At 37.1% G+C, this 23,581-nt stretch carries 24 protein-coding genes; 19 read left to right on the top strand and 5 right to left on the bottom strand.

Going from position 1 to position 23,581, the window contains the following annotated elements; translation table 11 throughout:
* Positions 1–170 precede the first annotated feature (170 nt).
* Positions 171–518 carry a hypothetical protein gene (locus AA0X95_RS22190; protein ID WP_413301658.1) on the bottom strand — a complete coding sequence of 116 codons (348 nt, stop codon included), beginning with the start codon at positions 516–518 and terminating at the stop codon, positions 171–173.
* 221 nt (positions 519–739) lie between these two features.
* Between AA0X95_RS22190 and AA0X95_RS22185 the strand changes: the two genes are divergently transcribed.
* Positions 740–1,264, top strand: a complete 525-nt coding sequence (locus AA0X95_RS22185) for a hemerythrin domain-containing protein (RefSeq protein WP_413301656.1) — start codon at positions 740–742, stop codon at positions 1,262–1,264.
* A 20-nt stretch (positions 1,265–1,284) separates the two neighbouring features.
* Here the strand turns inward: AA0X95_RS22185 and AA0X95_RS22180 are convergent, their stop codons facing one another.
* Positions 1,285–2,523 carry an MFS transporter gene (locus AA0X95_RS22180; RefSeq protein WP_413301654.1) on the bottom strand — a complete coding sequence of 413 codons (1,239 nt, stop codon included), beginning with the start codon at positions 2,521–2,523 and terminating at the stop codon, positions 1,285–1,287.
* A 139-nt stretch (positions 2,524–2,662) separates the two neighbouring features.
* Here AA0X95_RS22180 and AA0X95_RS22175 point away from each other — a divergent pair, with 139 nt between their 5' ends.
* From AA0X95_RS22175 to AA0X95_RS22165, 3 genes are all read left to right on the top strand, one after another.
* Positions 2,663–3,652, top strand: coding sequence for a phosphotransferase enzyme family protein (locus AA0X95_RS22175; protein ID WP_413301652.1), 990 nt, complete (start codon positions 2,663–2,665; stop codon positions 3,650–3,652).
* Between the two features lie 116 nt (positions 3,653–3,768).
* Positions 3,769–4,209: a MarR family winged helix-turn-helix transcriptional regulator gene (locus AA0X95_RS22170; RefSeq protein ID WP_413301650.1), complete on the top strand. Its 441-nt coding sequence runs from the start codon at positions 3,769–3,771 to the stop codon at positions 4,207–4,209.
* Positions 4,210–4,302: 93 nt separating this feature from the next.
* Positions 4,303–5,997, top strand: a complete 1,695-nt coding sequence (locus tag AA0X95_RS22165) for a M3 family oligoendopeptidase (RefSeq protein WP_413301648.1) — start codon at positions 4,303–4,305, stop codon at positions 5,995–5,997.
* A gap of 44 nt (positions 5,998–6,041) precedes the next feature.
* Here AA0X95_RS22165 and AA0X95_RS22160 read toward each other — a convergent pair whose 3' ends face one another.
* A complete protein-coding gene (locus AA0X95_RS22160) occupies positions 6,042–8,192 on the bottom strand; it encodes an AAA family ATPase (protein WP_413301646.1) in 2,151 nt (716 codons plus the stop codon).
* Positions 8,193–8,580: 388 nt separating this feature from the next.
* On the opposite strand from AA0X95_RS22160, the gene AA0X95_RS22155 reads away from it, so the two are divergent.
* Positions 8,581–9,639: a hypothetical protein gene (locus AA0X95_RS22155; RefSeq protein WP_413301644.1), complete on the top strand. Its 1,059-nt coding sequence runs from the start codon at positions 8,581–8,583 to the stop codon at positions 9,637–9,639.
* 23 nt (positions 9,640–9,662) lie between these two features.
* Here AA0X95_RS22155 and AA0X95_RS22150 read toward each other — a convergent pair whose 3' ends face one another.
* Positions 9,663–10,274, bottom strand: a complete 612-nt coding sequence (locus AA0X95_RS22150; protein ID WP_413301642.1) for a CPBP family intramembrane glutamic endopeptidase — start codon at positions 10,272–10,274, stop codon at positions 9,663–9,665.
* 142 nt (positions 10,275–10,416) lie between these two features.
* On the opposite strand from AA0X95_RS22150, the gene AA0X95_RS22145 reads away from it, so the two are divergent.
* Positions 10,417–10,539: a DUF6254 family protein gene (locus AA0X95_RS22145; protein ID WP_413301640.1), complete on the top strand. Its 123-nt coding sequence runs from the start codon at positions 10,417–10,419 to the stop codon at positions 10,537–10,539.
* Positions 10,540–10,596: 57 nt separating this feature from the next.
* Here the strand turns inward: AA0X95_RS22145 and AA0X95_RS22140 are convergent, their stop codons facing one another.
* Complete coding sequence (locus tag AA0X95_RS22140; protein WP_149869412.1) at positions 10,597–10,785, bottom strand: YkvS family protein; 189 nt, start codon at positions 10,783–10,785, stop codon at positions 10,597–10,599.
* Positions 10,786–11,022: 237 nt separating this feature from the next.
* Between AA0X95_RS22140 and AA0X95_RS22135 the strand changes: the two genes are divergently transcribed.
* The 13 genes from AA0X95_RS22135 (at position 11,023) to AA0X95_RS22075 (ending at position 23,541) form a co-directional block, all read left to right on the top strand.
* Entirely contained in the window at positions 11,023–11,217 is a 195-nt protein-coding gene (locus tag AA0X95_RS22135; RefSeq protein WP_308080359.1) for a hypothetical protein, read from the top strand.
* A gap of 116 nt (positions 11,218–11,333) precedes the next feature.
* On the top strand, positions 11,334–12,284 hold the full coding sequence (locus AA0X95_RS22130) for an AAA family ATPase (RefSeq protein ID WP_413301637.1): 951 nt from the start codon (positions 11,334–11,336) through the stop codon (positions 12,282–12,284).
* Positions 12,281–13,477 (top strand): DUF58 domain-containing protein, encoded by a 1,197-nt coding sequence (locus AA0X95_RS22125; RefSeq protein WP_413301635.1) that lies wholly within the window; start codon positions 12,281–12,283, stop codon positions 13,475–13,477. Before AA0X95_RS22130 ends, AA0X95_RS22125 begins: the two co-directional genes overlap by 4 nt.
* Positions 13,474–14,676: a hypothetical protein gene (locus AA0X95_RS22120; protein ID WP_413301633.1), complete on the top strand. Its 1,203-nt coding sequence runs from the start codon at positions 13,474–13,476 to the stop codon at positions 14,674–14,676. The genes AA0X95_RS22125 and AA0X95_RS22120 overlap by 4 nt, the downstream gene beginning before the upstream one ends.
* A 29-nt stretch (positions 14,677–14,705) precedes the next feature.
* Positions 14,706–16,196, top strand: a complete 1,491-nt coding sequence (gene glpK, locus AA0X95_RS22115) for a glycerol kinase GlpK (RefSeq protein WP_413301631.1) — start codon at positions 14,706–14,708, stop codon at positions 16,194–16,196.
* Positions 16,197–16,543: 347 nt separating this feature from the next.
* Positions 16,544–16,810: a phosphocarrier protein HPr gene (locus AA0X95_RS22110; RefSeq protein WP_413301629.1), complete on the top strand. Its 267-nt coding sequence runs from the start codon at positions 16,544–16,546 to the stop codon at positions 16,808–16,810.
* Complete coding sequence (ptsP, locus tag AA0X95_RS22105; RefSeq protein WP_413301627.1) at positions 16,810–18,522, top strand: phosphoenolpyruvate--protein phosphotransferase; 1,713 nt, start codon at positions 16,810–16,812, stop codon at positions 18,520–18,522. The genes AA0X95_RS22110 and ptsP overlap by 1 nt, the downstream gene beginning before the upstream one ends.
* A 1,070-nt stretch (positions 18,523–19,592) precedes the next feature.
* Entirely contained in the window at positions 19,593–19,739 is a 147-nt protein-coding gene (locus AA0X95_RS22100) for a hypothetical protein (RefSeq protein ID WP_335527345.1), read from the top strand.
* 386 nt (positions 19,740–20,125) lie between these two features.
* Entirely contained in the window at positions 20,126–20,761 is a 636-nt protein-coding gene (locus tag AA0X95_RS22095) for an FMN-dependent NADH-azoreductase (protein ID WP_413301625.1), read from the top strand.
* Positions 20,762–20,881: 120 nt separating this feature from the next.
* A complete protein-coding gene (locus AA0X95_RS22090) occupies positions 20,882–21,667 on the top strand; it encodes an SDR family oxidoreductase (protein WP_413301623.1) in 786 nt (261 codons plus the stop codon).
* Between the two features lie 88 nt (positions 21,668–21,755).
* Positions 21,756–22,229, top strand: a complete 474-nt coding sequence (locus tag AA0X95_RS22085; protein ID WP_413301621.1) for a hypothetical protein — start codon at positions 21,756–21,758, stop codon at positions 22,227–22,229.
* A 150-nt stretch (positions 22,230–22,379) separates the two neighbouring features.
* Positions 22,380–23,276, top strand: a complete 897-nt coding sequence (locus AA0X95_RS22080; RefSeq protein WP_413301619.1) for an NAD(P)-dependent oxidoreductase — start codon at positions 22,380–22,382, stop codon at positions 23,274–23,276.
* 88 nt (positions 23,277–23,364) lie between these two features.
* Complete coding sequence (locus AA0X95_RS22075) at positions 23,365–23,541, top strand: hypothetical protein (RefSeq protein ID WP_413301617.1); 177 nt, start codon at positions 23,365–23,367, stop codon at positions 23,539–23,541.
* Positions 23,542–23,581 lie beyond the last annotated feature (40 nt).

The following is a 23,581-nucleotide window of genomic DNA, read 5'->3' as shown; positions in this document are numbered from 1 at the left end:
CGACGAGGAGGCTCCCCGGCACGCCCGCGAACCGCTCGCGCCTGGAGCGGAAATCAACATTCATGTTTAACACAGACTAATATAAAAAAATATTAAATATCACTATATGTAGGTTTTTTCACAAGTGAGGATAAAAAAGAGGTAAAGCAGAAGGTTGGTATGTTAGAGGCTTAGCTAATTTTCTCTAGTAGGGTTGAGGAGGATAGCTCATCTTTTTTTCCTGAAGCAACGAATGAAGCAGCTAGTTTGTTTGCATGATCCATTAACTCCATATTCGCTGAACAATAATATGGCTTTCTCCAATTGAAATCACCGTCACTATCAGCCGGATATATGCTAACTTTCCAGTTATAGTAAATGGTAGGCTGTGGGAGTTGTACCCCTTCAACAGCAATAAGCCAATGTGTATAAGGAGAATTAGGGATAGAAGCATCGGATTCCTTTAGAGTCATTAAATCGTTAAAACCTATTGGGATTAAAGCCTTTTGGTAAAAGTCATGGTAATTTGGGGTTTTCATGTGTTTTTGACCTCCCTTTCATGTTCTATCTTCATTATATGAAACTTTCAAACAATTTTTGTGTAATAAATGTTAAATTTTCAAAAAAATTAAAGCGGTTTCATAAAAATGACAAAAATACGGCATCCTTTCGTCTTTTAAAGAAAAGTGACCTCTATCACTACATTATTTCATAGTAAGTTTTATACTTAGGACACAAATTATATTAGAGGTGAATGATCATGAGTGGTTGCATGAGTGGGTTTGGCGGTATGCCCCATGCTGAATTAAGTGAAGGATTAAAACAACTTAAAAGTGAACATCCTCCATTATTAGAACAATTAGAGAAGCTATATACTTTAACACAAAATATTGACCAAGAATTGAATGTTGAAGAAGATTTTATTGAATTAATTGAGCAAGTCAAAGCCTTTAAGGCCGCTTTAGACCCACATTCAGAAAGAGAAGAAGGCGTTCTTTTCCCAATGATGGGAACCTATATTGGAACAACCTCAGGACCTATAGCGGTAATGGAGTATGAACATGATCAAGCGAAGGCCAATATTGGTTCATTCCTGTCAAATGCAGAAGTTACTGAAGCATCAACTGAAGAAAAGAAAAGGTTAGCTGAATTAATCCAAAATGCCTATTTTATCTTAACCGAGCATTTCTCTAAAGAAGAAAATGTACTATTCCCTATGGCAGAAAGAATGCTTACAGATGAAGAAAAAGCTGAATTATATAAAAGAATACAAGAAATAAAGTAAGGATAGGCATTAGCCTATCCTTACTTTATTTGATTCCATTCCCACACTTTCTGATCAGATGGAAGCAAAAAGGCGATTAAACCGAGTAAGGGGAGTACCCCTAGCCATGTAATCATTGAGTGTAAACCAATCCAGTCAGCAATGGATCCTAACCCCACAGAACCAATTGCCCCCATGCCAAATGCAAGTCCTACAGTTAATCCAGACATTGTCCCAATCTTTCCAGGAACTAATTCTTGTGCATAGACAACCGTTACAGAAAAACTAGTCATCAAAATAAATCCGGTAAAGATCAAAAAGATAAAGGCAATCGTTGGTGGTACATAAGGTATGAGGAACGAAAAAGGAACAGTTGCTAGCATCGAAAAGGAAATAATCTGTTTTTTGCCAAAACGGTCAGAAAGCGGACCACCAAAGAATGTACCGATTGCTCCCGATACAAGAAAGGCAAATAAGAAAAGCTGAGACTGTTTAATGGTAAGTCCATACTCCTTTATTGCATAAAATGTATAGAAATTGGTCATTCCGGATGTGTACCAAGTCCTGGCAAATATTAGTAATAAGATAAAGACGATTGTATTTTTGACTTCTTTAGATAATCCCACTTTTTGGTTCATACCTGTTCTTTTTGCTTTTGCAGTTCTAGGCGAATGATTTAATCTCTGATTATACCAACCTGCAATATAAATTAATAAAATTACAGCAAGAGCAGCAACAAAGGTAAACCAAGATGCACCCCTCTGTCCCAGTGGAACTAGGATAAGTGCTGTAATAAGTGGGGCCAATGCCTGACCAGTATTTCCACCGACTTGGTAAATGGATTGTGCAAGACCTCTGCGATTCCCTGCAGCCATATAGGCAACCCTAGAGCCTTCAGGGTGAAACACGGCTGAACCGAGGCCAATCAAGACAACGGCTAAGACAATCCATGCAAAATCGGAAGCAAATCCTAATCCAAGTATTCCAACTAGAGTAAAAGTAAGTCCTATTGGCAAGGCATATGGCATAGGCTTTTTGTCAGTAAAGAACCCAACTAGTGGCTGCATAACAGAGGAGACCATATTTAATGAAAAAGCAATGATCCCTAGTTGGGTAAAGCTTAACCCCATCGACTTCTCTAATATTGGGAACATAGCGGGTACAACAGCTTGAATCGCATCATTTAATAAATGACATAGCCCGATGATAAAGAGAATTTTAAATATGGTAGACTCTGAGGTTTTTGGGGTTTTAACAGGTAAAGCAGCTTGCTGACTCATTGACATCCCTTCTTTGTAAAAAATGCAAATAGTTTTCTATCCATATCTTACTACCGATTGCCAGAAATAAGAAATATTTATTTTTAATTTCGGAATTTTTAAACTATAATGAAAGAATAATTGTTTCATAGGGGGATTTATGGAAAAGTCAGTTGAAGGTTTATTTACTCAAGAAGTATTAAATCAATTCTTAACAAGGTTTGAATTAGAATCAAGAGTAAAGAAATTGGGTGACTTTGAGAATTATGTGTTTGAGGTATACAGAAATGATCAGACATTGGTTTTAAGGATTACCCATAGCTCGCATCGAAACCAGGATGAAATAGAATCAGAGTTAGATTGGATGAACTACTTGAACGAACATGGTGTTCATTGTCCAAAAGTATTTCTTTCCAAAAAGGGACAATTAATAGAATCCCTTGAGGCAGCGGATGGGTCCTGTTTTTATGCTTGTCTTTACACCAAAGCAGAGGGATTTCCTGTTAAAATCAATTCTGAGCAATACAATAATGAATTATTTTATGCTTGGGGTAGAGTAACGGGACATATGCATGCTGTAACGAAGGAGTATCAGCCGAAAAAAGGGATGAAATTACGTCCTTTTTGGCATGAGGAAGAACTCATTGATGTTAAAGCGTATTTTCCAGACGAACCGGAAATTATTAATAATACAAATGAACTATTGGAAGAGCTAAGGGAACTTCCTCAAACGAAGGATAACTTTGGTTTAATCCATACTGATATCCATTCCGGTAATTTCTTTTATGATGGCAAGAATGTCCATGTGTTTGATTTTGATGATTGCAGCTACCATTGGTTTGTATCGGATATTGCCATTCCACTTTATTATTCTATTCTTAATGGTATGCAGAATGCGGATGAACTAGAAAAGACAGAATTCGCTTGTAATTTCCTTACATATTTTATTGAAGGATATAAAGAGTGTAATACAATGCCTGAAAATTGGGAGGAGCATTTACCTCTCTTCTTAAAGCTAAGGGATATTACTCTTTATTCTGTATTTCAAAAAAAGATTGCACCAGAAGACAGAAACGAACGATTAAATCAAATGATTAACGAGATACAGCAAAGAATTATTCAAAACGAAACAATAGTAAAAATAAAGTAAACGGGACCGGATAGTGTCTCGTTTTTTAATTGGAAAATTGACATCATAATAAAATTTTTTTATAATAATTTTGAAATCAAGATAATTTTTAAAACAAATCTAAAGGATGAGTTCTTATGGAGAATGATTCAGTAGCTAAGTCATTAAAGTTATTTATTGTCCTATCAAGAGCATATAAAGCGATTAATGAACATGTGAATAAAGTGATTCAAGCAAGCGGTTTAAACCCTACAGAATTTGCAGTATTAGAGCTTCTTTATCATAAAGGAGACCAGCCCATGCAGCAAATTGGCGGGAAAATTTTGCTAGCTAGCGGCAGTATTACTTACGTAGTGGATAAGCTGGAGCAAAAAGGGATGTTAAAAAGAATTGCGTGTCCTAAGGATCGTAGAGTAACATATGCTCAAATTACGGATGATGGTAGAGCTTTTATTCAAGATATTTTTCCTGAACATGCAAAGCAAATTGATCAGCTCATGTCGAGTCTAACTGATTCGGAAAAGTCGGAAGCGATTGATCTATTAAAAAAATTAGGTATACCTGCAGGTAAATTTTAATACGGCCAAAAGGTCGTATTTTTTTTGTAAAAGGAATATGATGGTAGAGTGTCGAAGAATTATAAGGTAGAAACGAAGATAGGGGGATGTTTAATGAGCTTTGAAAACTATACATATGTACGTCCAAATCTAGATGAAGTATCGGTTAAATTTGTTGCATTACTGGAGCGTTTTAAAAATGCTGCTTCAGTCGAAGAACAAAGTGGGGTTATGCACGAAATTAACGCGCTTAGAAATGACCTTGGTACCATGTTCAACTTATGTTACATTCGTCATTCTATTGATACAAACGATGAGTTTTATAAGAAAGAACAAGATTATATGGATGAAATTCAGCCTGAAATTGAAGGTCTAGCTACAAAGTATTATCAAGCATTGGTAGAATCAACATTCCGCCATGAGTTAGAAGAAAAGTGGGGCAAGCAGCTTTTTGCTCTGGCAGAGGGTCAGCTTAAGACATTTAAGCCGGAGATTGTCCCATTACTTCAAAAAGAAAATCGTTTGTCAACAGAATATACAAAGCTAATTGCATCAGCTAAGATTGATTTCGAAGGTGAAGAGAGAACCTTAACACAATTACAACCGTTTACTGAGTCGACTGATAGGGATATGAGAAAACGGGCAAATGAGGCAAGGTTTGGATTCTTAGCTGAACACCAAGCAGAGCTTGATCGGATTTTTGATGAGCTTGTAAAAGTAAGAACAGAGATTGCCGAGAAGCTTGGGTACAGAAACTTTGTAGAGTTAGCTTATTATCGAATGATGAGAACAGACTACAATGCAGAAATGGTAGCGAATTTCCGTCAGCAGGTGAAGGATTTTATTGTTCCAATAGCTACAAAACTAAAAGCTCGTCAGCAAGAGAGAATTGGATTAGACCAATTGAAATACTATGATGAGGGATTTATTTTTAAGACAGGAAATGCTGTTCCAAAAGGCAGTCCGGAATGGATTATTGAAAACGGACAGAAAATGTACGAAGAACTTTCAGAGGAAACAGGAGCGTTTTTCCGTTTTATGCAAGATAATAACCTTATGGATCTAGTGGCAAAAAAAGGAAAAGCTGCGGGCGGTTATTGTACATTTATTGAAAACAATAAAGCGCCATTTATTTTTTCAAATTTTAATGGAACATCTGGCGACATCGATGTATTAACACATGAAGCGGGGCATGCTTTCCAAGTATACTCTAGCCGTCACTTTGAAATTCCAGAATACTATTGGCCAACCTATGAAGCATGTGAAATTCATTCCATGAGTATGGAATTCTTCACATGGCCTTGGATGGAGCTTTTCTTCAAGGAGGACACAGATAAGTATAAGTTCTCGCATTTAAGCGAGGCCCTACTATTCCTTCCTTATGGAGTCTCCGTGGATGAGTACCAGCATTGGGTATATGAAAATCCTACAGCAACACCGAAGGAACGTAATCTCCAGTGGCGTGAGATTGAGAAAAAATACTTACCCCATAAGGATTATGATGGGAATGAATACTTAGAAAACGGTGGTTTCTGGCAGCGTCAAAGTCATATATACAATTCGCCATTTTATTATATTGATTACACGCTTGCACAAATTTGTGCCTTCCAATTTTGGAAACGTTCAAGAGAAAATCAAGAAGAGGCTTGGAACGATTATGTGAATCTATGTAAGCTTGGTGGAAGTATGTCATTTACTAAGTTAGTGAAAGCCGCAAACCTCATTTCTCCATTTGAAAACGGCTGTGTAGAATCAGTAGTTGGTGAGATTGAGAATTGGCTCAATTCTATTGAGGATACAAAACTATAAGAAATAAATGAAAGAGGCTGACTGAGTCAGCCTCTTTCACCTTTTTATTGAACTGAAACCACTTCAGAAACGACTTTTAATTGCCCATCTTCTAAAATGGCATGTAACTTATTAGCATCTGGTTGCTCTAAGATAAAGTCAGCAATGGTATCTTCGAGTTGTTCCTGGATGACCCTGCGGAGTGGTCGTGCACCGAAAGCAGGGTGGTAACCAAGATCAGCTAGCTTTTCTTTAGCTTCTGGCGTAATGTGTAACTCAATATTTTGTTCGGCTAAGGTTTCTTGTAATTCATTTATCATTAAATCAACGATATATAAGATATTTTCTTTGTCCAATGCGTTAAATTCAATGATATTATCAAAGCGATTTAGGAATTCCGGTTTAAAGAAGCTGCCCAATGAGTCAAGGATATTGGCCTCTTCAACTGCTTCATTCGTACTAAAACCAACGTGGATTGATTTATGACCGACCCCCGCATTACTTGTCATGATAATGACTGTATCCTTAAAGCTTACTATTCTTCCTTGGCTATCTGTAAGACGGCCATCTTCAAGAATTTGCAGGAACATATGTTGAACATCAGGATGTGCCTTTTCAATTTCATCTAACAAAATAATACTGTAAGGATTTCTGCGCACTTTTTCGGTAAGCTGTCCTGCCTCATCGTGACCCACATAACCAGGAGGTGAACCAATTAATTTTGATACACTATGCTTTTCCATGTATTCACTCATATCCAGACGAATCATGGCATCTTTCGTACCAAATAGTTCTTCAGCAAGTGTTTTTGAAAGCTCTGTTTTTCCGACACCAGTAGGACCAACAAAGAGAAAGGAGCCAATCGGACGATTCTTTGACTTTAAGCCAGCACGACTGCGTCTAATCGCTTTTGCTACTTTTTTTACAGCCTTTTCCTGCCCAATGACTTTATGATTTAAATTTGCTTCCAAATCCATCATCTTACACTGTTCTTCTTGTTGCAGTTTTCCTACTGGAATCCCAGTTTTTTGTTCAATAATTTCTTGAATATGTGAAACCTGAACAACAGGTCTTTCAGAGCTTGTATCCGTATTTAATGATTTCTCAAGCTGTGCCTCTTCGTCACGGAGTTTAGCTGCAGCTTCATATTGTTCCTTTTTAAGTGCTTCTTCCTTGGCAGCTGCAATCTCTTTTAAGCGGGACTCAATTTGTTCAGTGCTTCTATAATCAGCGTTTAAATTTAATTTTGAACCAGCTTCATCAAGTAAATCGATGGCCTTATCTGGTAAGTAGCGGTCTTGAATATAGCGCTGTGACAATTGGACACAGGCATGGATGGCTTCATCAGAATATACCACTTCATGATAATCCTCATACTTCTTTTGGATTCCTTTAAGAATTTCAATAGCTGCCTCCGGCGTTGGTTCAAGAACATGCACCGGTTGGAAGCGGCGTTCTAGGGCTGAATCCTTTTCAATCTGACGATATTCTTTGAGGGTTGTTGCCCCAACTACTTGTAATTCCCCACGTGCTAATGCAGGTTTTAAAATATTTCCGGCATCCATTGAGCCTTCTGCAGAACCGGCACCAACTAGTAGATGAATTTCATCGATAAAAAGAATAATATTTTTACGTTCCTGTAATTCAGAAATTAATTTTTTCATTCGTTCTTCAAACTGACCACGAATTCCAGTATTAGAAACGAGGGAGGCTACATCTAATAGATAGACCTCTTTATTCTTCAGTTTTCCTGGTACCGCTCCTTCTGAAATCTTAAGGGCAAGACCTTCTGCAATAGCTGTTTTTCCTACACCTGGTTCACCGATCAATACTGGGTTGTTTTTGTTTCTTCTGTTTAGAATTTCAATGACACGTTTCACTTCTTCATCTCGACCGATAACAGGGTCTATAAGACCTGCTTTCGCCATGTTGCTTAGATTACGACCGAATTGATCGATAAATCCACCATGTGAAGCTTTTTGTTGAGTTGTATATGGTTCATTGATTTGATAATCCTGTGGAACGTGGTTACTCATAAACAAATTTTCAAAAGGAAAGCCAGGGAAAGAGTTCATATGTGAACCCAAACTAGAACCCAAGGTTTGCTTTTCCTTCAAATAGCATTCCTGACAGAGTTTTATTTCCTTACGATGGCCATTGATATTCATATTTAACTGTACATTTGCATGGTTTACATTACATTTTTGACAAAGCATAAGCAAATAACCTCCTTAAAGGTATGTGAATTTTATATATATTAAAATTGTCTGTTGATTTCCGCTCCAGGCACGAGCGGTTCGTGGGCGTTTCGGAGAGCCTCCTCGGCGCTTACGCCTGTGGGGTCTCCCCTGAACCGTACTCCCACAGGAGTCTTCGTGCCTTCCGCTCCTATCAACAGGTGTGTAAAACATCACAATGCTTTAACATAGAAATAATAATAAAATCAAAGTTTGACTTTGACTATCTTTGACTTTATGACCATAGTATACTCTGACCTTTTTTGACTTTCAAGTGATTTGTTTATAGAAATGGTTACCAATTACAGAAAAAAGCTCGTCTTTGTTTGTCCCTTCATTCATATATTGATGATAAGGGGGAGATGATGTGAGGAAGAATTGGCCAGCAGCCTTTCAAATTGCGGCAGTCTATGTTGGAACAGTGATTGGAGCAGGATTCGCCACAGGAAAGGAAATCGTTGAGTTCTTTTCACGGTTTGGATTCTTTGGCTTTATTAGTATATTGATGAGCGGCTATCTCTTTATTGCATTGGGGTCTAAGCTTATGAGAATTGCTGCACAAATAAACGCAAAATCATATCAAGAGTTTAATGAGTACTTGTTTGGCAAATGGCCGGGTAGGGTTATTAATATATTTATGCTCTTTATGCTTTTAGGGGTAAGTGCAGTAATGCTTGCTGGTGCTGGTGCTGTTTTTGAAGAGCAGCTAGGCCTTACAAAAAACCTGGGTGTGTTTCTGACGATCGGATTATCCATTATTGTTATGTTAATTGGAACTAAGGGGCTTTTTGCAGTGAATAGTTTTGTGGTTCCACTGATGATTTGTTTTAGTCTCATATTAATGTCTTATTCCATTCAAATGCCTAATTTTTTGGATCAATTATTATTTATACCTCATGCAGAAGATGGATGGAAAAGTGTCGTGGCACCGTTTTCGTATACTGCCTTGAATCTTGGCTTAGCTCAAGCAGTCCTAGTACCGATTGCATCAGAGATAAAAGATGATTGGACAATTAAATGGGGGGGGATTCTTGGGGGAATGGCCTTGACTCTGATCTTAATTGCCAGTCATTCAACATTAATTATGCTTCCAAATCTTGAATTATATGAAATTCCAATGGCCATTATTATGAAAAATTTAGCACCATTTCTCTATGGCGTTTTTGTCCTTGTCATTTATGGAGAGATCTTCACTTCTGTTATTGGGAATGTTTTCGGTCTTGATCGACAGCTGAAACAATATATGGCCATCCCAACAATGGTATCGGTTACGGCTATTTTTGTCGTTTCCTATCTTATCAGCCTTGTGAATTATGGAACTCTTTTATCGTATTTATATCCTTTATTTGGATATATTTGTATGACATTTTTTGTTTTACTTTGGATGAAACCTTTTACACCAACTGAAAAAAGTAAAAGAGGCTGACTCCAAAGTCAGCCTCTTTTACATTATTGAAGCGGTAAAATAATAAAAATCATGATATCGAAAATGAGATGTGAAACAATGACAAGCGGCATGCTTTTTTTCCAGTAATAGAGGAATCCCCAGGTTAGACCTGATAGAAAAGCAGCTAAAACTAATAAAAAAGAACCAGAATAAATGTGAACAGAGGCGTAAAGTAATGCAGCTATTACAATACTTACTAATGGGGGAAAATATTTCATTATGTTTTTCTGAATGAATCCACGCCAGAAAAGCTCTTCTCCAGGTGCAGCAACTAATATTAAAGCAATGTATTGCCAAAATAACGAAGGTGCATACAACTTGTACAATTTATTTAGACCACTTTTGTATGGAAGGTGAAGTAACTCCATTGCTTGAATACCCAACCAAAAAACGAAATAGAGGACAACTCCACTTACAGCGCCTAAAAAGAAGTACTTAATTAACGGGACTTCATCATCTACTTCACCTTGGAGAGTAGCATAGGCAATTAACACGAGCAAGGAGCCGGAAAATATATACCAAAATATGGTTTTATCATGAAATGAAAAGCTGATGAGAATATGGGCAACAAGTAACCCGACAATAAGCCGTATGTCTAGGTTGTTTTTTTTCATTAGTGCATCTCCTTTAAGAGTCAATAAAAGTTATTGTATCAAAAATGATTTTCAAAGGAAATGTTTACATGAATGAATTCACAAAAATGACTGATAAGAAGAGAAAAAAAGGAAAAAAATAACCTAGAAAGGAGTGATAGGGATGAGCAAATCAAAAAGTGAGCAAGAGCGGGAATGGACAGTTAGAAAACAGGATCAAAACCCACATGGGAAAGTAAAATCGTTCAAAAACCTTGCCAACGAAGCAGGGAAGGGAAAAGAATAAGGGATTCATAAAAAAAGAAAAGGCAGGATAAACTGCCTTTTCTAATAAATTATTCCATTAATAAGCGCTTTCTTTTACTACCTTATAGTTTTTATGGTTGACAACCGTACGTTGATCCAATTCTAAATCACGATAATTATCCATATATGTTAGGTCGACTATTACAGAATTTTCATTTACCTTTTCAACAATCCCTTGCAAACCACCACGGAATTCTATGATATTCCCAACTTCTGCTTTTTTCATTTAGTCTCTCTCCTTTACTACAAAACTATAATAAAACCAGTTAAATACCAGTTTGCACTACTTTTCGGAATTCGTAAAGGCTTTTATTTGACAATTTGGTTAATTATCTATGAATATTTCAGTAAATCTGAAAAAAGAATAGAAAACGCTACCATAAGTAGAATAGAAGAAAGCGATATTTGACTTTAATAAAGGAATATACGTTAAAATATATAGTAAAAAAGGTGGTGTTATGAAATGAACGAAGAGTATGTAACCGACATTCTAAATAGACTTATGACAGGTGAACTATCAGAGTATTACGTGAAGAATGAGGATTTTATGGAGTTTCGCCAGGTTCTTGTAAAAAGAAAAGATTTCAAACATTTCCGCGGAATTGGTCAGCGAGGGGGAGATGTGCTATACCAGTACCTTAAAGAACCAAGAAGTTAATAGTAGAAACAAACCGCTTTATTAGGGCGGTTTTTTGTTTATATTTGGAAAAATTGAAAAATTTGATAAAATAAATAAGACTACAAAATAATTTACACGTCTAAGGGGATGAGAGAGTGGTTCTTACAGAAAAAATTACGGAATTAAAACGAGAAATTAGTAAAGTGATTGTCGGAAAGGATACGGAAATAGAATTAATGGCAATTTCTTTATTATTTAATGGACATATATTACTTGAAAGTGTTCCCGGGACAGGGAAAACCATGCTTGCCAAGAGCTTTGCAACTGCTACTGGAGGGGAGTTTTCGCGCATTCAATTTACTCCCGATGTCCTTCCAAGTGATGTTACAGGAATTCAGTTTTTTAATCCGAAGCGGCAGGAATTTGAATTACGCCCAGGTCCAATTATGGCCAACATCGTTTTAGCTGATGAAATCAACAGGGCCACACCAAGAACACAGTCCAGTTTATTAGAAGTAATGGAAGAAAGACAAGTAACAATTGATGGGGAAACGGTTAAATTAATGGAACCCTTCATGGTAATTGCCACACAAAATCCCGTTGAATCACAGCAGGGGACTTTTTCGCTGCCCGTTGCTCAAATGGACCGATTTTTCATTAAAATTAATGTAGATTATCCAATTTACGAGGATGAAAAGAGAATCATGCAAATTCATCGAGGGGATAAAAAAATGAGCACGATTGCTCAAGTCTTTTCTACACAAGAAATAGAACAATTAAAGGGAGCCATCAACGACATTTACATTTCAGATGAGATGGAGGATTATCTGTTGACTGTAGTAAGGAAAACGCGGGAACATAACAGTATTGAATTAGGAGTGAGCCCAAGAGGAACGTTGGCCTTAATGAAAGCATCTCAAGGAAAAGCATTTTTGAATGGCCGTACATATGTTACCCCTGATGATGTAAAAACGGTAGCTCCGTATGTTATAGGACATAGGATCTTTTTATCAATTGAGAGCTCCTTAACTAAAACTCCTGAAACTATTATTGAAGAAATCATCCGCTCAGTTCCTGTACCAGTAGAAGTGGGGGCAAATGAATGACTTGGAGTAAATATTCGGTAGAAGACCGAAAGATTCCGGGTATTAGTATTTTTGCCATACTCCTTATCTTTGTCAGCATATATATGGAGTCGAAATTAGTCCTTTTCTTAGCTATATTTTTCCTAGTCATTGTGGTCGCTAATAATTATTATCTAAAAAAAGCAGGTGATAAGCTTTATTTAGATAATATTTATGAAAAAAAACATTTTTTTATCGAGGATAATGGACAATGGTCATTCATTTTTAAGAATGAGGGGCTTCCTATCTTAAAGGGTGATCTAAGAGTCTACTTTGATCATTTTGTGGTTCCAAAGGGTGAAGAAATTGAATCTAATTCGTCCATGTATGATATTTCAATTCCGTTTTCTATTTTTAGCAAACAAACAAAACAGGTAGTCATTCCTTTCGGAGCTAGTAGAAGGGGAATTGCCAGAATTCGTAAGCTTGAATTTCATGTACCAAGTCTTTTAGGATTCGGAGAAATCATTTTGGAATCAAAAACGTTCTTAAGGCAACAAGCCGTGGTCTATCCCCAACCTATTCCTGTAAAAGGGTTAATAGAGAAGTTGTCTGTTCTACAAGGTGTAAATGCGGTTCCTTTTTCAGTTTATGAAGATCGCCTAGGTCCTTTGGGAACAAGGGATTATGTATCTTCGGATAGCTTTAATCGAATTCATTGGAAAGCGAGTGCAAAAAAACAAACGCTACAAACAAAAGTCTTTGAAAAAATTTCCGAAAAGGGCTGGAATATTGCGTTAAATGTATCGAATGGCCATTCTATTACTAGTCAAATCGAGAAATTAATTAGTGGAATTACCGAGATTGCTTATTATGCATGTAACAAACAGATTCCTTATTCCTTATGTATTAATGTACGGACGGCAGGGAGTACTCCTTTTCTATTTCTTCCAAAAGGAGAAGGAAAAGAACAGCTCCAAAAGGCATTGGAAATGCTGGCTTCCATTAGTACTCAAAATACAAGTATTCCATATGAATATATGCTTTCTTTTTATAATAGACATCTAACGTCACAACCCTTTTTTATCCACACAGGTATCAGGACAGTAGAAGATAATCGGATGCTCTTAAGGGTCGTACAAAGAGGAGCTAAGCTGCTTGAGCTTACTATTGAACAGGAGCATGGTGTTCTTAGTGAATTAGTCATTCAAAATGATAGAAGGGTACGCCTATGATGAAACGTGTCGCTTCCATAACCTATCGATTTGTCTTGGAATGTAATGTAGGGATTCTTTTGCTTTTTTTATTTTATATAAATAAAAAAGAATTCCCGCCTATTTCCTTTTTGGTGCTTACTTGTATGGGTGGTATGATTTTTTTAGCAAGCCTTCTTGTAAGAATACGTGAGAAGGGTAAATGGGTTTATATTGTAACAATTTTTCCATTGCTGTTATATATTTATCATCAAGCTGAGCATTCTCTATTTTTTGGATTAATTATAGGTTTATTCATATTTTGGCGGGGAATTTCATTGTATGATGATGTGACGCTACAATCTGAAGCGGTAATATTACTGTTATCTTTTATGGTTGGTTTGATTGCAATCATCTATTCTGCGCTGAGTCACTATCCATTTCAAGACGCAGTGATTTATCTATTAATATCGCAAATAATACTAGCCCTATTGGGTAGTTTTTATGGTAAATGGTATTCTATTCAAACAGACAAAACTAAATTTGCTGTATATTTTATGAAAATCCTTGCTGGATTCTCTATTATTGGAATAGTACTTACATTTTTACTGAAATATGTTCAACTCGCTTTTTTCAGCATCTTACATGTTATTGTCATGCTTTTTAGTATTCTAATTGCTAAACCACTCTTAAGTGGCCTGGAATACATTATCAGCCTTTTTGGGCATGAGGAATATGTGCCAAAACCCTTCGAAAGTGATATGGAATATGAAGCGGGTAAATATAAAGATCAAGCCTTCTCAATAGATTTCTTACTCTTAATTCTAGTTGTGGTAGTTGTAGGGATTATTGGCTACTTAATCTATAAGAAAAGACTAAAACAACAGGCGATAGAAAGTAACTCTACCCCACGGATAGAGATTTTCGATGCTTTCTTTAGTACAAACTCGATGGTGGGATTACGAAAAAGAGGTAGACCACCGGAGGAGTATATTAGAAGGGAAATTTATAATCTCGAGAAATACGCCCATAAATTAAAATTAGGTCGTCTTTCGTCTGAATCGCTTGAGGAATGGTGGAATAGAATTGGATTAGTGGGAGTAGATGAAATAATAGGCATATATGAAAAAGTACGTTATGGGGATGTACAGTCCTCTTATCAAGAACAGTCATATATTAAGGCGGAAATTCATCAGTTAAAGCAGCAATTAAAAGAAATTCATAAAAAGGAAAAACACTAACCTACGGGAGAGTATGGGGAGGGGTTTGATTGGAACAATTTATATTATCCCTTGACCAAGGGACAACTAGTTCGAGAGCAATTCTTTTTAATAAAAAAGGTGAAATCATTCATACAGCGCAAAAGGAATTTACTCAGTATTTTCCTCAACCAGGATGGGTAGAACATAGTCCTAACGAGATTTGGGGTTCCATTCTCTCAGTTATTGCGGGTGTGTTATCTGAATCAGGAATTAAAGCTAATCAAATTGCCGGCATCGGGATAACTAACCAGCGTGAAACTACTGTGGTGTGGGATAAGGAAACTGGTGAGCCAATTTACAATGCGATAGTTTGGCAGTCAAGGCAGACGAGCGGGATTTGTGATGAACTGAGAGAAAAAGGTTACAATCAATTATTCCGTGAAAAAACGGGCTTGTTAATTGACGCTTATTTCTCAGGTACAAAGGTCAAGTGGATTTTAGACAATGTAAAGGATGCACGTGAAAAAGCGAATGATGGAAAATTACTATTTGGGACCATTGATACATGGTTAATATGGAAGCTTTCCGGTGGACTAGCGCATGTTACAGATTATTCTAATGCATCCCGTACGCTAATGTTTAATATTTTTGAACTAAAATGGGATGAAGAACTGCTAGATATTTTAGGTGTGCCAAAAACTATGCTGCCAGAAGTCCGACCATCGTCTGAAATATATGCAAATACAGTCGATTATCATTTTTTTGGGAAAGAAGTTCCCATTGCCGGTGTTGCTGGAGATCAACAAGCAGCGCTCTTCGGGCAGGCATGTTTTGAAAAAGGAATGGCTAAAAACACCTATGGTACCGGTTGCTTTATGTTAATGAATACTGGAGAGAAAGCCGTTCAATCAGAACATGGATTACTAACAACTATTGCATGGGGATTAAATGGGAAAGTTGACTATGCCCTAGAAGGAAGTATCTTTGTTGCTGGGTCAGCCATACAATGGCTGCGGGACGGGCTAAGAATATTGAAGGACGCCAAGGATAGCGAGGATTATGCAGAAAAGGTGGATTCAACGGCAGGCGTATATGTTGTTCCAGCATTTGTTGGTCTAGGTACTCCATACTGGGATAGTGATGTTCGAGGAGCAGTATTTGGATTAACACGAGGAACATCAAAAGAGCATTTTGTCCGAGCTACACTAGAATCCTTAGCCTATCAGACAAAAGACGTTTTATCAGCGATGGAAGCTGATTCTCGTATTGAATTAAAGACACTTCGAGTGGATGGAGGAGCAGTTAAAAATAACTTTTTAATGTCCTTCCAAAGTGATATCTTAAATGTTCCTGTTGAACGGCCTATCATCAATGAAACTACCGCACTTGGAGCAGCCTATTTAGCAGGGCTCGCAGTTGGTTATTGGGATAATCAAGAGGAGATATCCAAGCAATGGGCTATTGAACACCAATTTAATCCAAAAATGACAGATGAAAATCGCAAGACATTATACGAAGGCTGGAAAAGGGCGGTTAACGCTGCTATGGTTTTTAAATAATGTTATCCTTAAAAAGTTGTCCTAAAGACAACTTTTTGCACTGTAATAATTAAAGTGTTTTGGTGGTTTTTGAGAGTTTTTGACAGTTTTGTGAACAATAATGTTTTTTGAGTTTTTCAGTTGTTTACTATGAATTAAAATGATATTCTAGCACTTGTATACAAAAAAACATCATGACGAGGTTAAAATCAATACATGAATGGTTAGTTTTTTGGAAAAATTAAGCTGAAAAGGGTTGATTTTATTTCTTTAGTCTTTTATTGATTTAGTTGACTAAATAAGAAGAAATGTTTATTTTTATTAAGTCAGAATAACTACATTTACTTATTAAAGGAGTTTGATTAAACATGGCAGAAAAGCAATTTAAAGTAATCGCAGAAACAGGAATTCACGCAAGACCAGCAACTTTATTAGTGCAAACAGCTAGCAGATTCGATTCTGAAATCACATTAGAATATAAAGGCAAAAAAGTTAACTTAAAATCTATTATGGGTGTTATGTCTCTAGGTGTAGGACAAGGAGCTGACATTGCGATCACTGCTGAAGGCAACGATGCAGACGAGGCATTAAACAGCTTAGCAGAAACATTGAAAAAAGAAGGTTTGGCAGAATAATGACGTTCTTAAATGGAATTGCTGCATCAAACGGGATTGCCATTGCGAAGGCATATCGTTTGGTTGAGCCAGATTTATCTTTTGAAAAAGTAACAGTTGAAGATTCTGCTGCAGAAGTAGATCGTTTTCGTCAAGCGATGGCGCAATCAAAGAGTGAATTAGAAGCTATTCGCGATCGTGCCAAGATTGACCTTGGTGCAGATAAAGCAGCCATCTTCGAAGCACATCTTCTTGTATTAAGTGATCCAGAGTTAAATACACCGATTGAAGATAAAATAAAGTCTGAAAATGTGAATGCTGAGACTGCTCTAAAGGAAACAGCAGATATGTTCATTATGATGTTTGAACAAATGGATAATGAATATATGAAAGAGCGTGCAGCGGATATTCGTGATGTAACGAAACGTGTTCTTTCACATTTATTGGGTGTTCATATTGTCAATCCAAGCATGATTGCTGAGGAAGTAATCATTGTTGCTGAGGACTTAACTCCTTCAGATACAGCACAATTAAACAGACAGTTTGTGAAAGGTTTTACAACTAATATTGGTGGACGTACATCTCATTCAGCTATTATGGCTCGTTCAATGGAAATTCCTGCAGTTGTCGGTACAAAGACAGCAACAGAGGAAATTAACAATGGTGACTTAGTGGTTGTAGACGGCTTAAAGGGTGAAGTTCATATTAATCCAACACCAGAACTTGTTGAACAATACCGTAAGGCACATGAAGAATATGAGGTACAAAAGGCAGAATGGGCGAAGTTAGTAAATGAACCTACTATTTCTGCTGATGACCATCATGTGGAGTTGGCTGCCAACATCGGAACTCCTAAAGATTTAAAGGGAGTAAAAGAAAATGGTGGTGAAGGGGTAGGCCTTTACAGAACAGAATTCCTTTACATGGGTAGAGACCAACTTCCAACAGAAGAAGAGCAATTTGAAGCTTACAAGGCAGTATTAGAAGGTATGAGTGGAAAACCTGTTGTAGTAAGGACACTTGATATCGGTGGAGATAAAGAACTTCCTTATCTTGAGCTGCCTAAAGAATTAAATCCATTCTTAGGCTTCCGTGCAATCCGTTTATGTCTTGAAGAGCAAGATATTTTCCGTACCCAGCTTCGTGCATTATTACGTGCCAGTAGCTATGGTAATCTAAAAATTATGTTCCCTATGATTGCAACCTTAGATGAATTCAGAGAAGCTAAAGCAATTCTTGAAGAGGAAAAGCAAAAGCTTATTGCAGAAAATCAGAAAGTTGCCGAACATATTGAGTTAGGTATTATGGTTGAAATCCCTTCTACTGCTGTTTTAGCTGATCAATTTGCTAAAGAAGTTGACTTTTTCAGCATTGGAACCAATGATTTGATTCAATACACAATGGCCGCTGACCGTATGAACCAACGAGTGTCGTATCTCTATCAGCCATATAGCCCATCTATTTTAAGATTGGTGAAAATGGTAATCGATGCTGCGCATGCGGAAGGTAAATGGGCAGGTATGTGCGGAGAAATGGCTGGGGATGAAACAGCTATTCCTGTACTTTTAGGATTAGGACTTGATGAATTCTCTATGAGTGCAACATCCATATTAAAAGCTCGTTCCTTAATTCGGAATATAAATAAGTCTGACATGGAGAAGCTAGCTCAAGAAGTTCTTAATATGCAAACAACTGACCAAGTAATTGCTGCAGTTAATGCTGCTATTAAGTAAAATATGAATCATTGAAGAGGCTGACTTTAGTCAGTCTCTTTTTCAGCTTGTCGAAAAAGTTTATTTTTTCTCAGAGATATATTAAATGTTTCTACCTGCTAATAGGCCTGTTGATTTCCGCTCCGGGTACTCGCTTTCCGCGAGGAGGTCCTGGAGCCTCCTCGGCGCTTTTGCGCCTTTGGTGTCTCGAGTGACCTCTATATCCCACAGGAGTCGAGTACCCTCCGCTCCAATCAACAGGGGTAAATCAACCTGAAGTATTGCAACACACCTTATCTAACCTTAAATGTGTTGCAAACTTTTTATATTTTGTCAGGCAACCGTAAGGAGAACCTGTCACTTGCCTCTTTCAATCCACGTAACCAACAGAAGAGAAGCTCATGAAGCTCTTTCGAGTGTGTAATACTTCGCTCAATTTTTAATTCTTCCTAAATTTATAAAGCGGTTTTGCTGATATAGATAAAGAATTAATTCATCAATAGACACAAATCTATATTCATTTTGACTAAACTCTTTTGGCTTAAACATTTATTTCACCACTTATTTTTTTATTTATTATTTGAATGGAAGGTTATAATTGAATACACAATGTTGATTGGAGCGGAAGGCGGCGAAGATCCTGCGGGAGTACGGGGCAGGGGAGACCCCGCAGGAGCGCAAGCGACGAGGAGGCTTCCCCGGCACGCCCGCGGAAAGCGAAGCCGCCTGGACCGGAAATCAACATACTTATTGGAAGACATTTATAATAATAGGATCATATGAAATTAACGTAGTGGATTGTTAAAGGATTCATATGAAATAAAGGCTATCTATAGTTTTTCGACAGCTTGTTAAAGACACTGACTTTAGTCAGTCTCTTTTTTATATATACATGCTGAAATAGTATTTTTATTTTTAATAAAATTATGTCTTTTGTGTGACAAATGGAGTATAATAATGGTTATTAAGACCTGTATTTCTGTTAATTTTATCTAATTTATTTAGGTATTATGAGATAGTAGAAATAGCGGTAAATGGGTACAAATATACATATGATAACTGTGTAAGAATTAGTGGAGGTGAAAGGGGAAATGGAGCAAAAGCCTGTACATTATGATGGAAGTTCTCAACTTGGCCAAGCTACAAACGAGGCAGTAGTAACTGAACCATTCCAGATGACTGATGAAATGAGAATAAACATCGGTCGTAATCCTTACTCACTTGATACAAATGAATAATGTTCTCTGCTAGGGTTTGTCACATGACAAATCCTTTTTTATTTTTGGCTGTGTTAAAGAACAGTGTTGAATTTTATACCCTGTTGATTGGAGCGGAAGGCACGAAGACTCCTGTGGGAGTACGGTTCAGGGGAGACCCCGCAGGCGTGAGCGCCGACGAGGCTCGCCGAAACGCCCACGGAAAGCGAAGTGCCTGGAGCGGAAATCAACAGGCAATTTTAACAGAGCCTTATTTTAACAGAGCAGATTGTTTGAAAGGAAGTCTCCTCTCCTATATAATTACCTTGAATTAGAGATATCTTAAATTAAAATAAATGTGATTGTTTATTTTATAAGACTTTGATTCAAACTATATGAGATAATACACAACAAGAAAGGTGATTAGAATGGCACAAGTATTATACATTACTGCACATCCTCATGATGAATCACAATCTTATAGTATGGCAGTTGGTAAAGCATTTATAGAAAGCTATAAAGAAAATAATCCGAATGATGAAGTGGTTCACGTAGATTTATACAGTGAAAATATTCCTCATATCGATGCAGATGTTTTCAGCGGATGGGGAAAGCTTCGTTCTGGACAAGCTTTTGAAGAACTTTCATCTGAAGAGAAAGCAAAAGTCAGCCGTTTAAATGAATTAAGTGACCAATTTATCGCTGCTGATAAATATGTTTTTGTCACACCATTGTGGAACTTCTCCTTTCCACCTGTAATGAAAGCATATTTAGATTCTGTTTCTGTAGCAGGTAAAACGTTTAAATATACAGAGCAAGGGCCAGTAGGACTCTTACCAGGCAAAAAGGCTCTACACATCCAAGCACGTGGTGGAATCTATTCTGAGGGACCAGCGGCACAGATGGAAATGGGTCACCGTTATATAAGTGTAATGATGAGCTTCTTTGGTATCAATGAACTCGAAGGTCTTTTCGTCGAAGGACATAATGCAATGCCAGATAAAGCACAAGAAATAAAAGAAAATGCTATTGCACGTGCGAAGGATCTTGGCCATACATTCTAAATATATGTTGACAAAAAAGGCGGATCAAATTATCCGCCTTTTTTGTGAGTTTTCTACCACTACCTTTCTTTGGAAATCTTGTATACTGAAGATAGAATTAAAAGGAGGAATTGATACAATATGGAACTAAATTTATCTGGTAAATCAGCTTTAGTTGTAGCATCCAGTCAAGGACTAGGATTTGCAATCGCAGAAAGGCTTGTAAAAGAAGGTGTCAACGTCATGATTTCAGGCCGTGAAGAAGAAAAATTAAAACAAAAAGCTATTGAACTTCAGTCAATTGGTAATGGGCGAGTGGCGTTTCAAAAAGCGGATATTACCAACATAAATGATATTAATCAATTAGTTACTGTAACTAATGAAACTTTCGGAGGTCTCCACTTGCTAGTAAATAATGCCGGTGGTCCACGAGCAGGAGCGTTCGAAGACCTAACGGACGAAGATTGGCAGACTTCATTTGAACTGAATTTGTTATCCTATGTACGAATGATCCGTGCTGCCCTGCCTTTCTTAAAGCAACAAGGGGGAAAAATACTAAATATAGCTTCCTCTTCAATTAAAGAGCCTATTCCCGGTCTCATTCTTTCTAATACATTTCGAACAGGAATAATAGGCTTATCAAAAACATTAGCATCAGAATTAGCGCCTTATAATATCTTAATTAACACGATTGCTCCTGGCAGAATTGCAACTGACCGTGTTAAACATTTAGATCAAGTGAATGCCGATAAGCTGGGTGTAGAGAGGGAAGCGGTTGAACTTCAGGTAAAAGCAGGAATTCCATTGAAGAGATACGGAACACCAGAGGAGTTTGCTAATGTTGCTGCATTTCTCCTATCTGATGCAAACTCCTATATGACTGGAAGTTCTTTTCTAGTAGATGGGGGAATGGTAAAGGCTATTTAGTTATGTGATTTTTTTCCTTTATTAACCTTTCTTTACGTTTATTACCGTTCAATTATGGCTATGGTAAAAATAAAGGGGAGTGTTATGAATGCGAAGAAAAATTCATCAAATGTATGCCTTACTTATTGGAGTTTTTTGTATTACTTTTTTAAGTGGCTGTGGGCTATTATTCTCAAATGAGTTAATTGTGAATCGGTATGCAGATGCATTATTAACAAAAAACAATGAACTACAATTTCGCTTTCGAATAAACAATGAGATTCTAGAAGGCCATCAAATGTATAAAGTGAAGGTTACGATCCATGATAATCAGTTGGCTGCGGCTATTGGGAAAAGAGAAATTATTTATGGTGAGGAACAAGTCCTTAATGGAGAGTATTTAGAGGTAAGTAAAAAGGGCGAAAAATATATCTTTATGGACCCACTCCCATTGAAAAAGGATTTACATATTTATGAGCTGAAAAATATGATTGAAAGAGATCAAGCAGTCTCTATAGAAGTATTTAATGATAAAGAAGTATTTGGACGAACCTACTTAACAAATTTTTCTTCTGAATTATAATCGTTTATTTTATATTAAGTAAGGACATCATTAATATGTGCATAAATTTGGAGATGGAGCACGGAGACCGGACGACTGGACGTTCGGTCTTTATTTATGCATATTTTTATTAAAAATAATCTGAAAGTGCTAAAATAAAGAAAAATTCTCATGGAGAGGAAGATTAATTTGCATAATCCAGAAAACACCGTAATTGGCTTTATTGGAACTGGCGTAATGGGAAAGAGTATGGCTGGTCATTTATTAGACGCAGGTTATCCTTTAGTGATTTATTCTAGAACAAAGGAAAAGGCAAATGAGTTAGTAGAGAGAGGCGCAGAGTGGGTTGAAACCCCAAAAGAAGTGGCAATGAAGGCAAATGTGATTTTCACCATTGTCGGATATCCAGTAGATGTTGAGGAAGTGTATTTTGGTGAAAATGGATTAATTCCACATGGAAGTGAAGGGAGTTACCTCATTGATATGACGACTTCTGCTCCTTCCTTAGCAATGAGAATATATGAAGAAGCCAAAAGAAGAGGGATTCAATGCATCGATGCCCCTGTTTCTGGCGGAGATGTAGGTGCAAAGGAAGCAAAGCTATCCATTATGGTGGGTGGTGAAAAGGAAGCATTTGAAGCGGTATATCCTCTTCTGCAACTTCTGGGTACAAATATTGTTTATCAAGGAAAACCAGGGGCAGGACAGCATACAAAAATGTGCAATCAAATTGCCATTGCATCAAACATGATTGGTGTCTGTGAGGCAGTAATCTATGCAGAAAACGCAGGGCTTGACCCTGAAACCGTATTAAAAAGTATTACCACTGGAGCAGCGGGAAGCTGGTCATTAAGCAATCTTGCACCGAGGATGCTGAAAGGGAATTTTGAACCTGGTTTTTATATAAAACATTTTATAAAGGATATGGGGATTGCTTTAGATGAGGCCGAGCGGATGGATATGCCCGTGCCTGGACTCGCATTGGCAAAGTCGCTTTATGAACAATTAGCTGAAAAGGGGGAAGAAGACAGCGGCACTCAAGCTCTATATAAATATTGGAAGATCTAATACATGGTGGCCACAATCTCCCAAGCATAAATTCTTCTTGTCTTTAAGAAACTAGTATTGAAACCTTAAGAAGACAGGAGGAATCATCATGGCTAAACGTACAAAAAAGAATGACCCACAGCAAAAAAACAAAAAGGGTTTTGATTCGGCTGTATTAAATGAAGAATTTGCACATGAAATGGGCTCAGCTGCAACCAATAAAATTCATAAAGATAAAGCTAAAAAAGAAAAAGCACCTAAGAATAACGGAAAATATATGGGATAACAGCTTCCCTTTAAGTCAAAACCCCTCATTTTTAGATGAG

Source organism: Neobacillus phoenicis, assembly GCF_047302305.1.
Classification (GTDB): Bacteria; Bacillota; Bacilli; order Bacillales; family Cytobacillaceae; genus Neobacillus.
This window is presented reverse-complemented; position numbering and strand designations above follow the sequence as displayed.

Excerpts from the sequence above, each read along its gene's own strand:
- AA0X95_RS22125 (WP_413301635.1), top strand. The coding sequence starts at position 12,281 with ATGACTTGGAGTAAATATTCGGTAGAAGACCGAAAGATTCCGGGTATT.
- AA0X95_RS22145 (WP_413301640.1), top strand. The coding sequence starts at position 10,417 with ATGAGCAAATCAAAAAGTGAGCAAGAGCGGGAATGGACAGTTAGAAAA.
- AA0X95_RS22080 (WP_413301619.1), top strand. The coding sequence starts at position 22,380 with ATGGAGAGGAAGATTAATTTGCATAATCCAGAAAACACCGTAATTGGC.
- AA0X95_RS22190 (WP_413301658.1), bottom strand. The coding sequence starts at position 518 with ATGAAAACCCCAAATTACCATGACTTTTACCAAAAGGCTTTAATCCCA.
- AA0X95_RS22185 (WP_413301656.1), top strand. The coding sequence starts at position 740 with ATGAGTGGTTGCATGAGTGGGTTTGGCGGTATGCCCCATGCTGAATTA.
- AA0X95_RS22170 (WP_413301650.1), top strand. The coding sequence starts at position 3,769 with ATGGAGAATGATTCAGTAGCTAAGTCATTAAAGTTATTTATTGTCCTA.
- AA0X95_RS22095 (WP_413301625.1), top strand. The coding sequence starts at position 20,126 with ATGGCACAAGTATTATACATTACTGCACATCCTCATGATGAATCACAA.
- AA0X95_RS22175 (WP_413301652.1), top strand. The coding sequence starts at position 2,663 with ATGGAAAAGTCAGTTGAAGGTTTATTTACTCAAGAAGTATTAAATCAA.
- AA0X95_RS22090 (WP_413301623.1), top strand. The coding sequence starts at position 20,882 with ATGGAACTAAATTTATCTGGTAAATCAGCTTTAGTTGTAGCATCCAGT.
- AA0X95_RS22100 (WP_335527345.1), top strand. The coding sequence starts at position 19,593 with ATGGAGCAAAAGCCTGTACATTATGATGGAAGTTCTCAACTTGGCCAA.
- AA0X95_RS22140 (WP_149869412.1), bottom strand. The coding sequence starts at position 10,785 with ATGAAAAAAGCAGAAGTTGGGAATATCATAGAATTCCGTGGTGGTTTG.
- AA0X95_RS22110 (WP_413301629.1), top strand. The coding sequence starts at position 16,544 with ATGGCAGAAAAGCAATTTAAAGTAATCGCAGAAACAGGAATTCACGCA.
- AA0X95_RS22165 (WP_413301648.1), top strand. The coding sequence starts at position 4,303 with ATGAGCTTTGAAAACTATACATATGTACGTCCAAATCTAGATGAAGTA.
- AA0X95_RS22150 (WP_413301642.1), bottom strand. The coding sequence starts at position 10,274 with ATGAAAAAAAACAACCTAGACATACGGCTTATTGTCGGGTTACTTGTT.
- AA0X95_RS22135 (WP_308080359.1), top strand. The coding sequence starts at position 11,023 with ATGAACGAAGAGTATGTAACCGACATTCTAAATAGACTTATGACAGGT.
- AA0X95_RS22160 (WP_413301646.1), bottom strand. The coding sequence starts at position 8,192 with ATGCTTTGTCAAAAATGTAATGTAAACCATGCAAATGTACAGTTAAAT.
- AA0X95_RS22075 (WP_413301617.1), top strand. The coding sequence starts at position 23,365 with ATGGCTAAACGTACAAAAAAGAATGACCCACAGCAAAAAAACAAAAAG.
- AA0X95_RS22120 (WP_413301633.1), top strand. The coding sequence starts at position 13,474 with ATGATGAAACGTGTCGCTTCCATAACCTATCGATTTGTCTTGGAATGT.
- AA0X95_RS22180 (WP_413301654.1), bottom strand. The coding sequence starts at position 2,523 with ATGAGTCAGCAAGCTGCTTTACCTGTTAAAACCCCAAAAACCTCAGAG.
- AA0X95_RS22085 (WP_413301621.1), top strand. The coding sequence starts at position 21,756 with ATGCGAAGAAAAATTCATCAAATGTATGCCTTACTTATTGGAGTTTTT.
- ptsP (WP_413301627.1), top strand. The coding sequence starts at position 16,810 with ATGACGTTCTTAAATGGAATTGCTGCATCAAACGGGATTGCCATTGCG.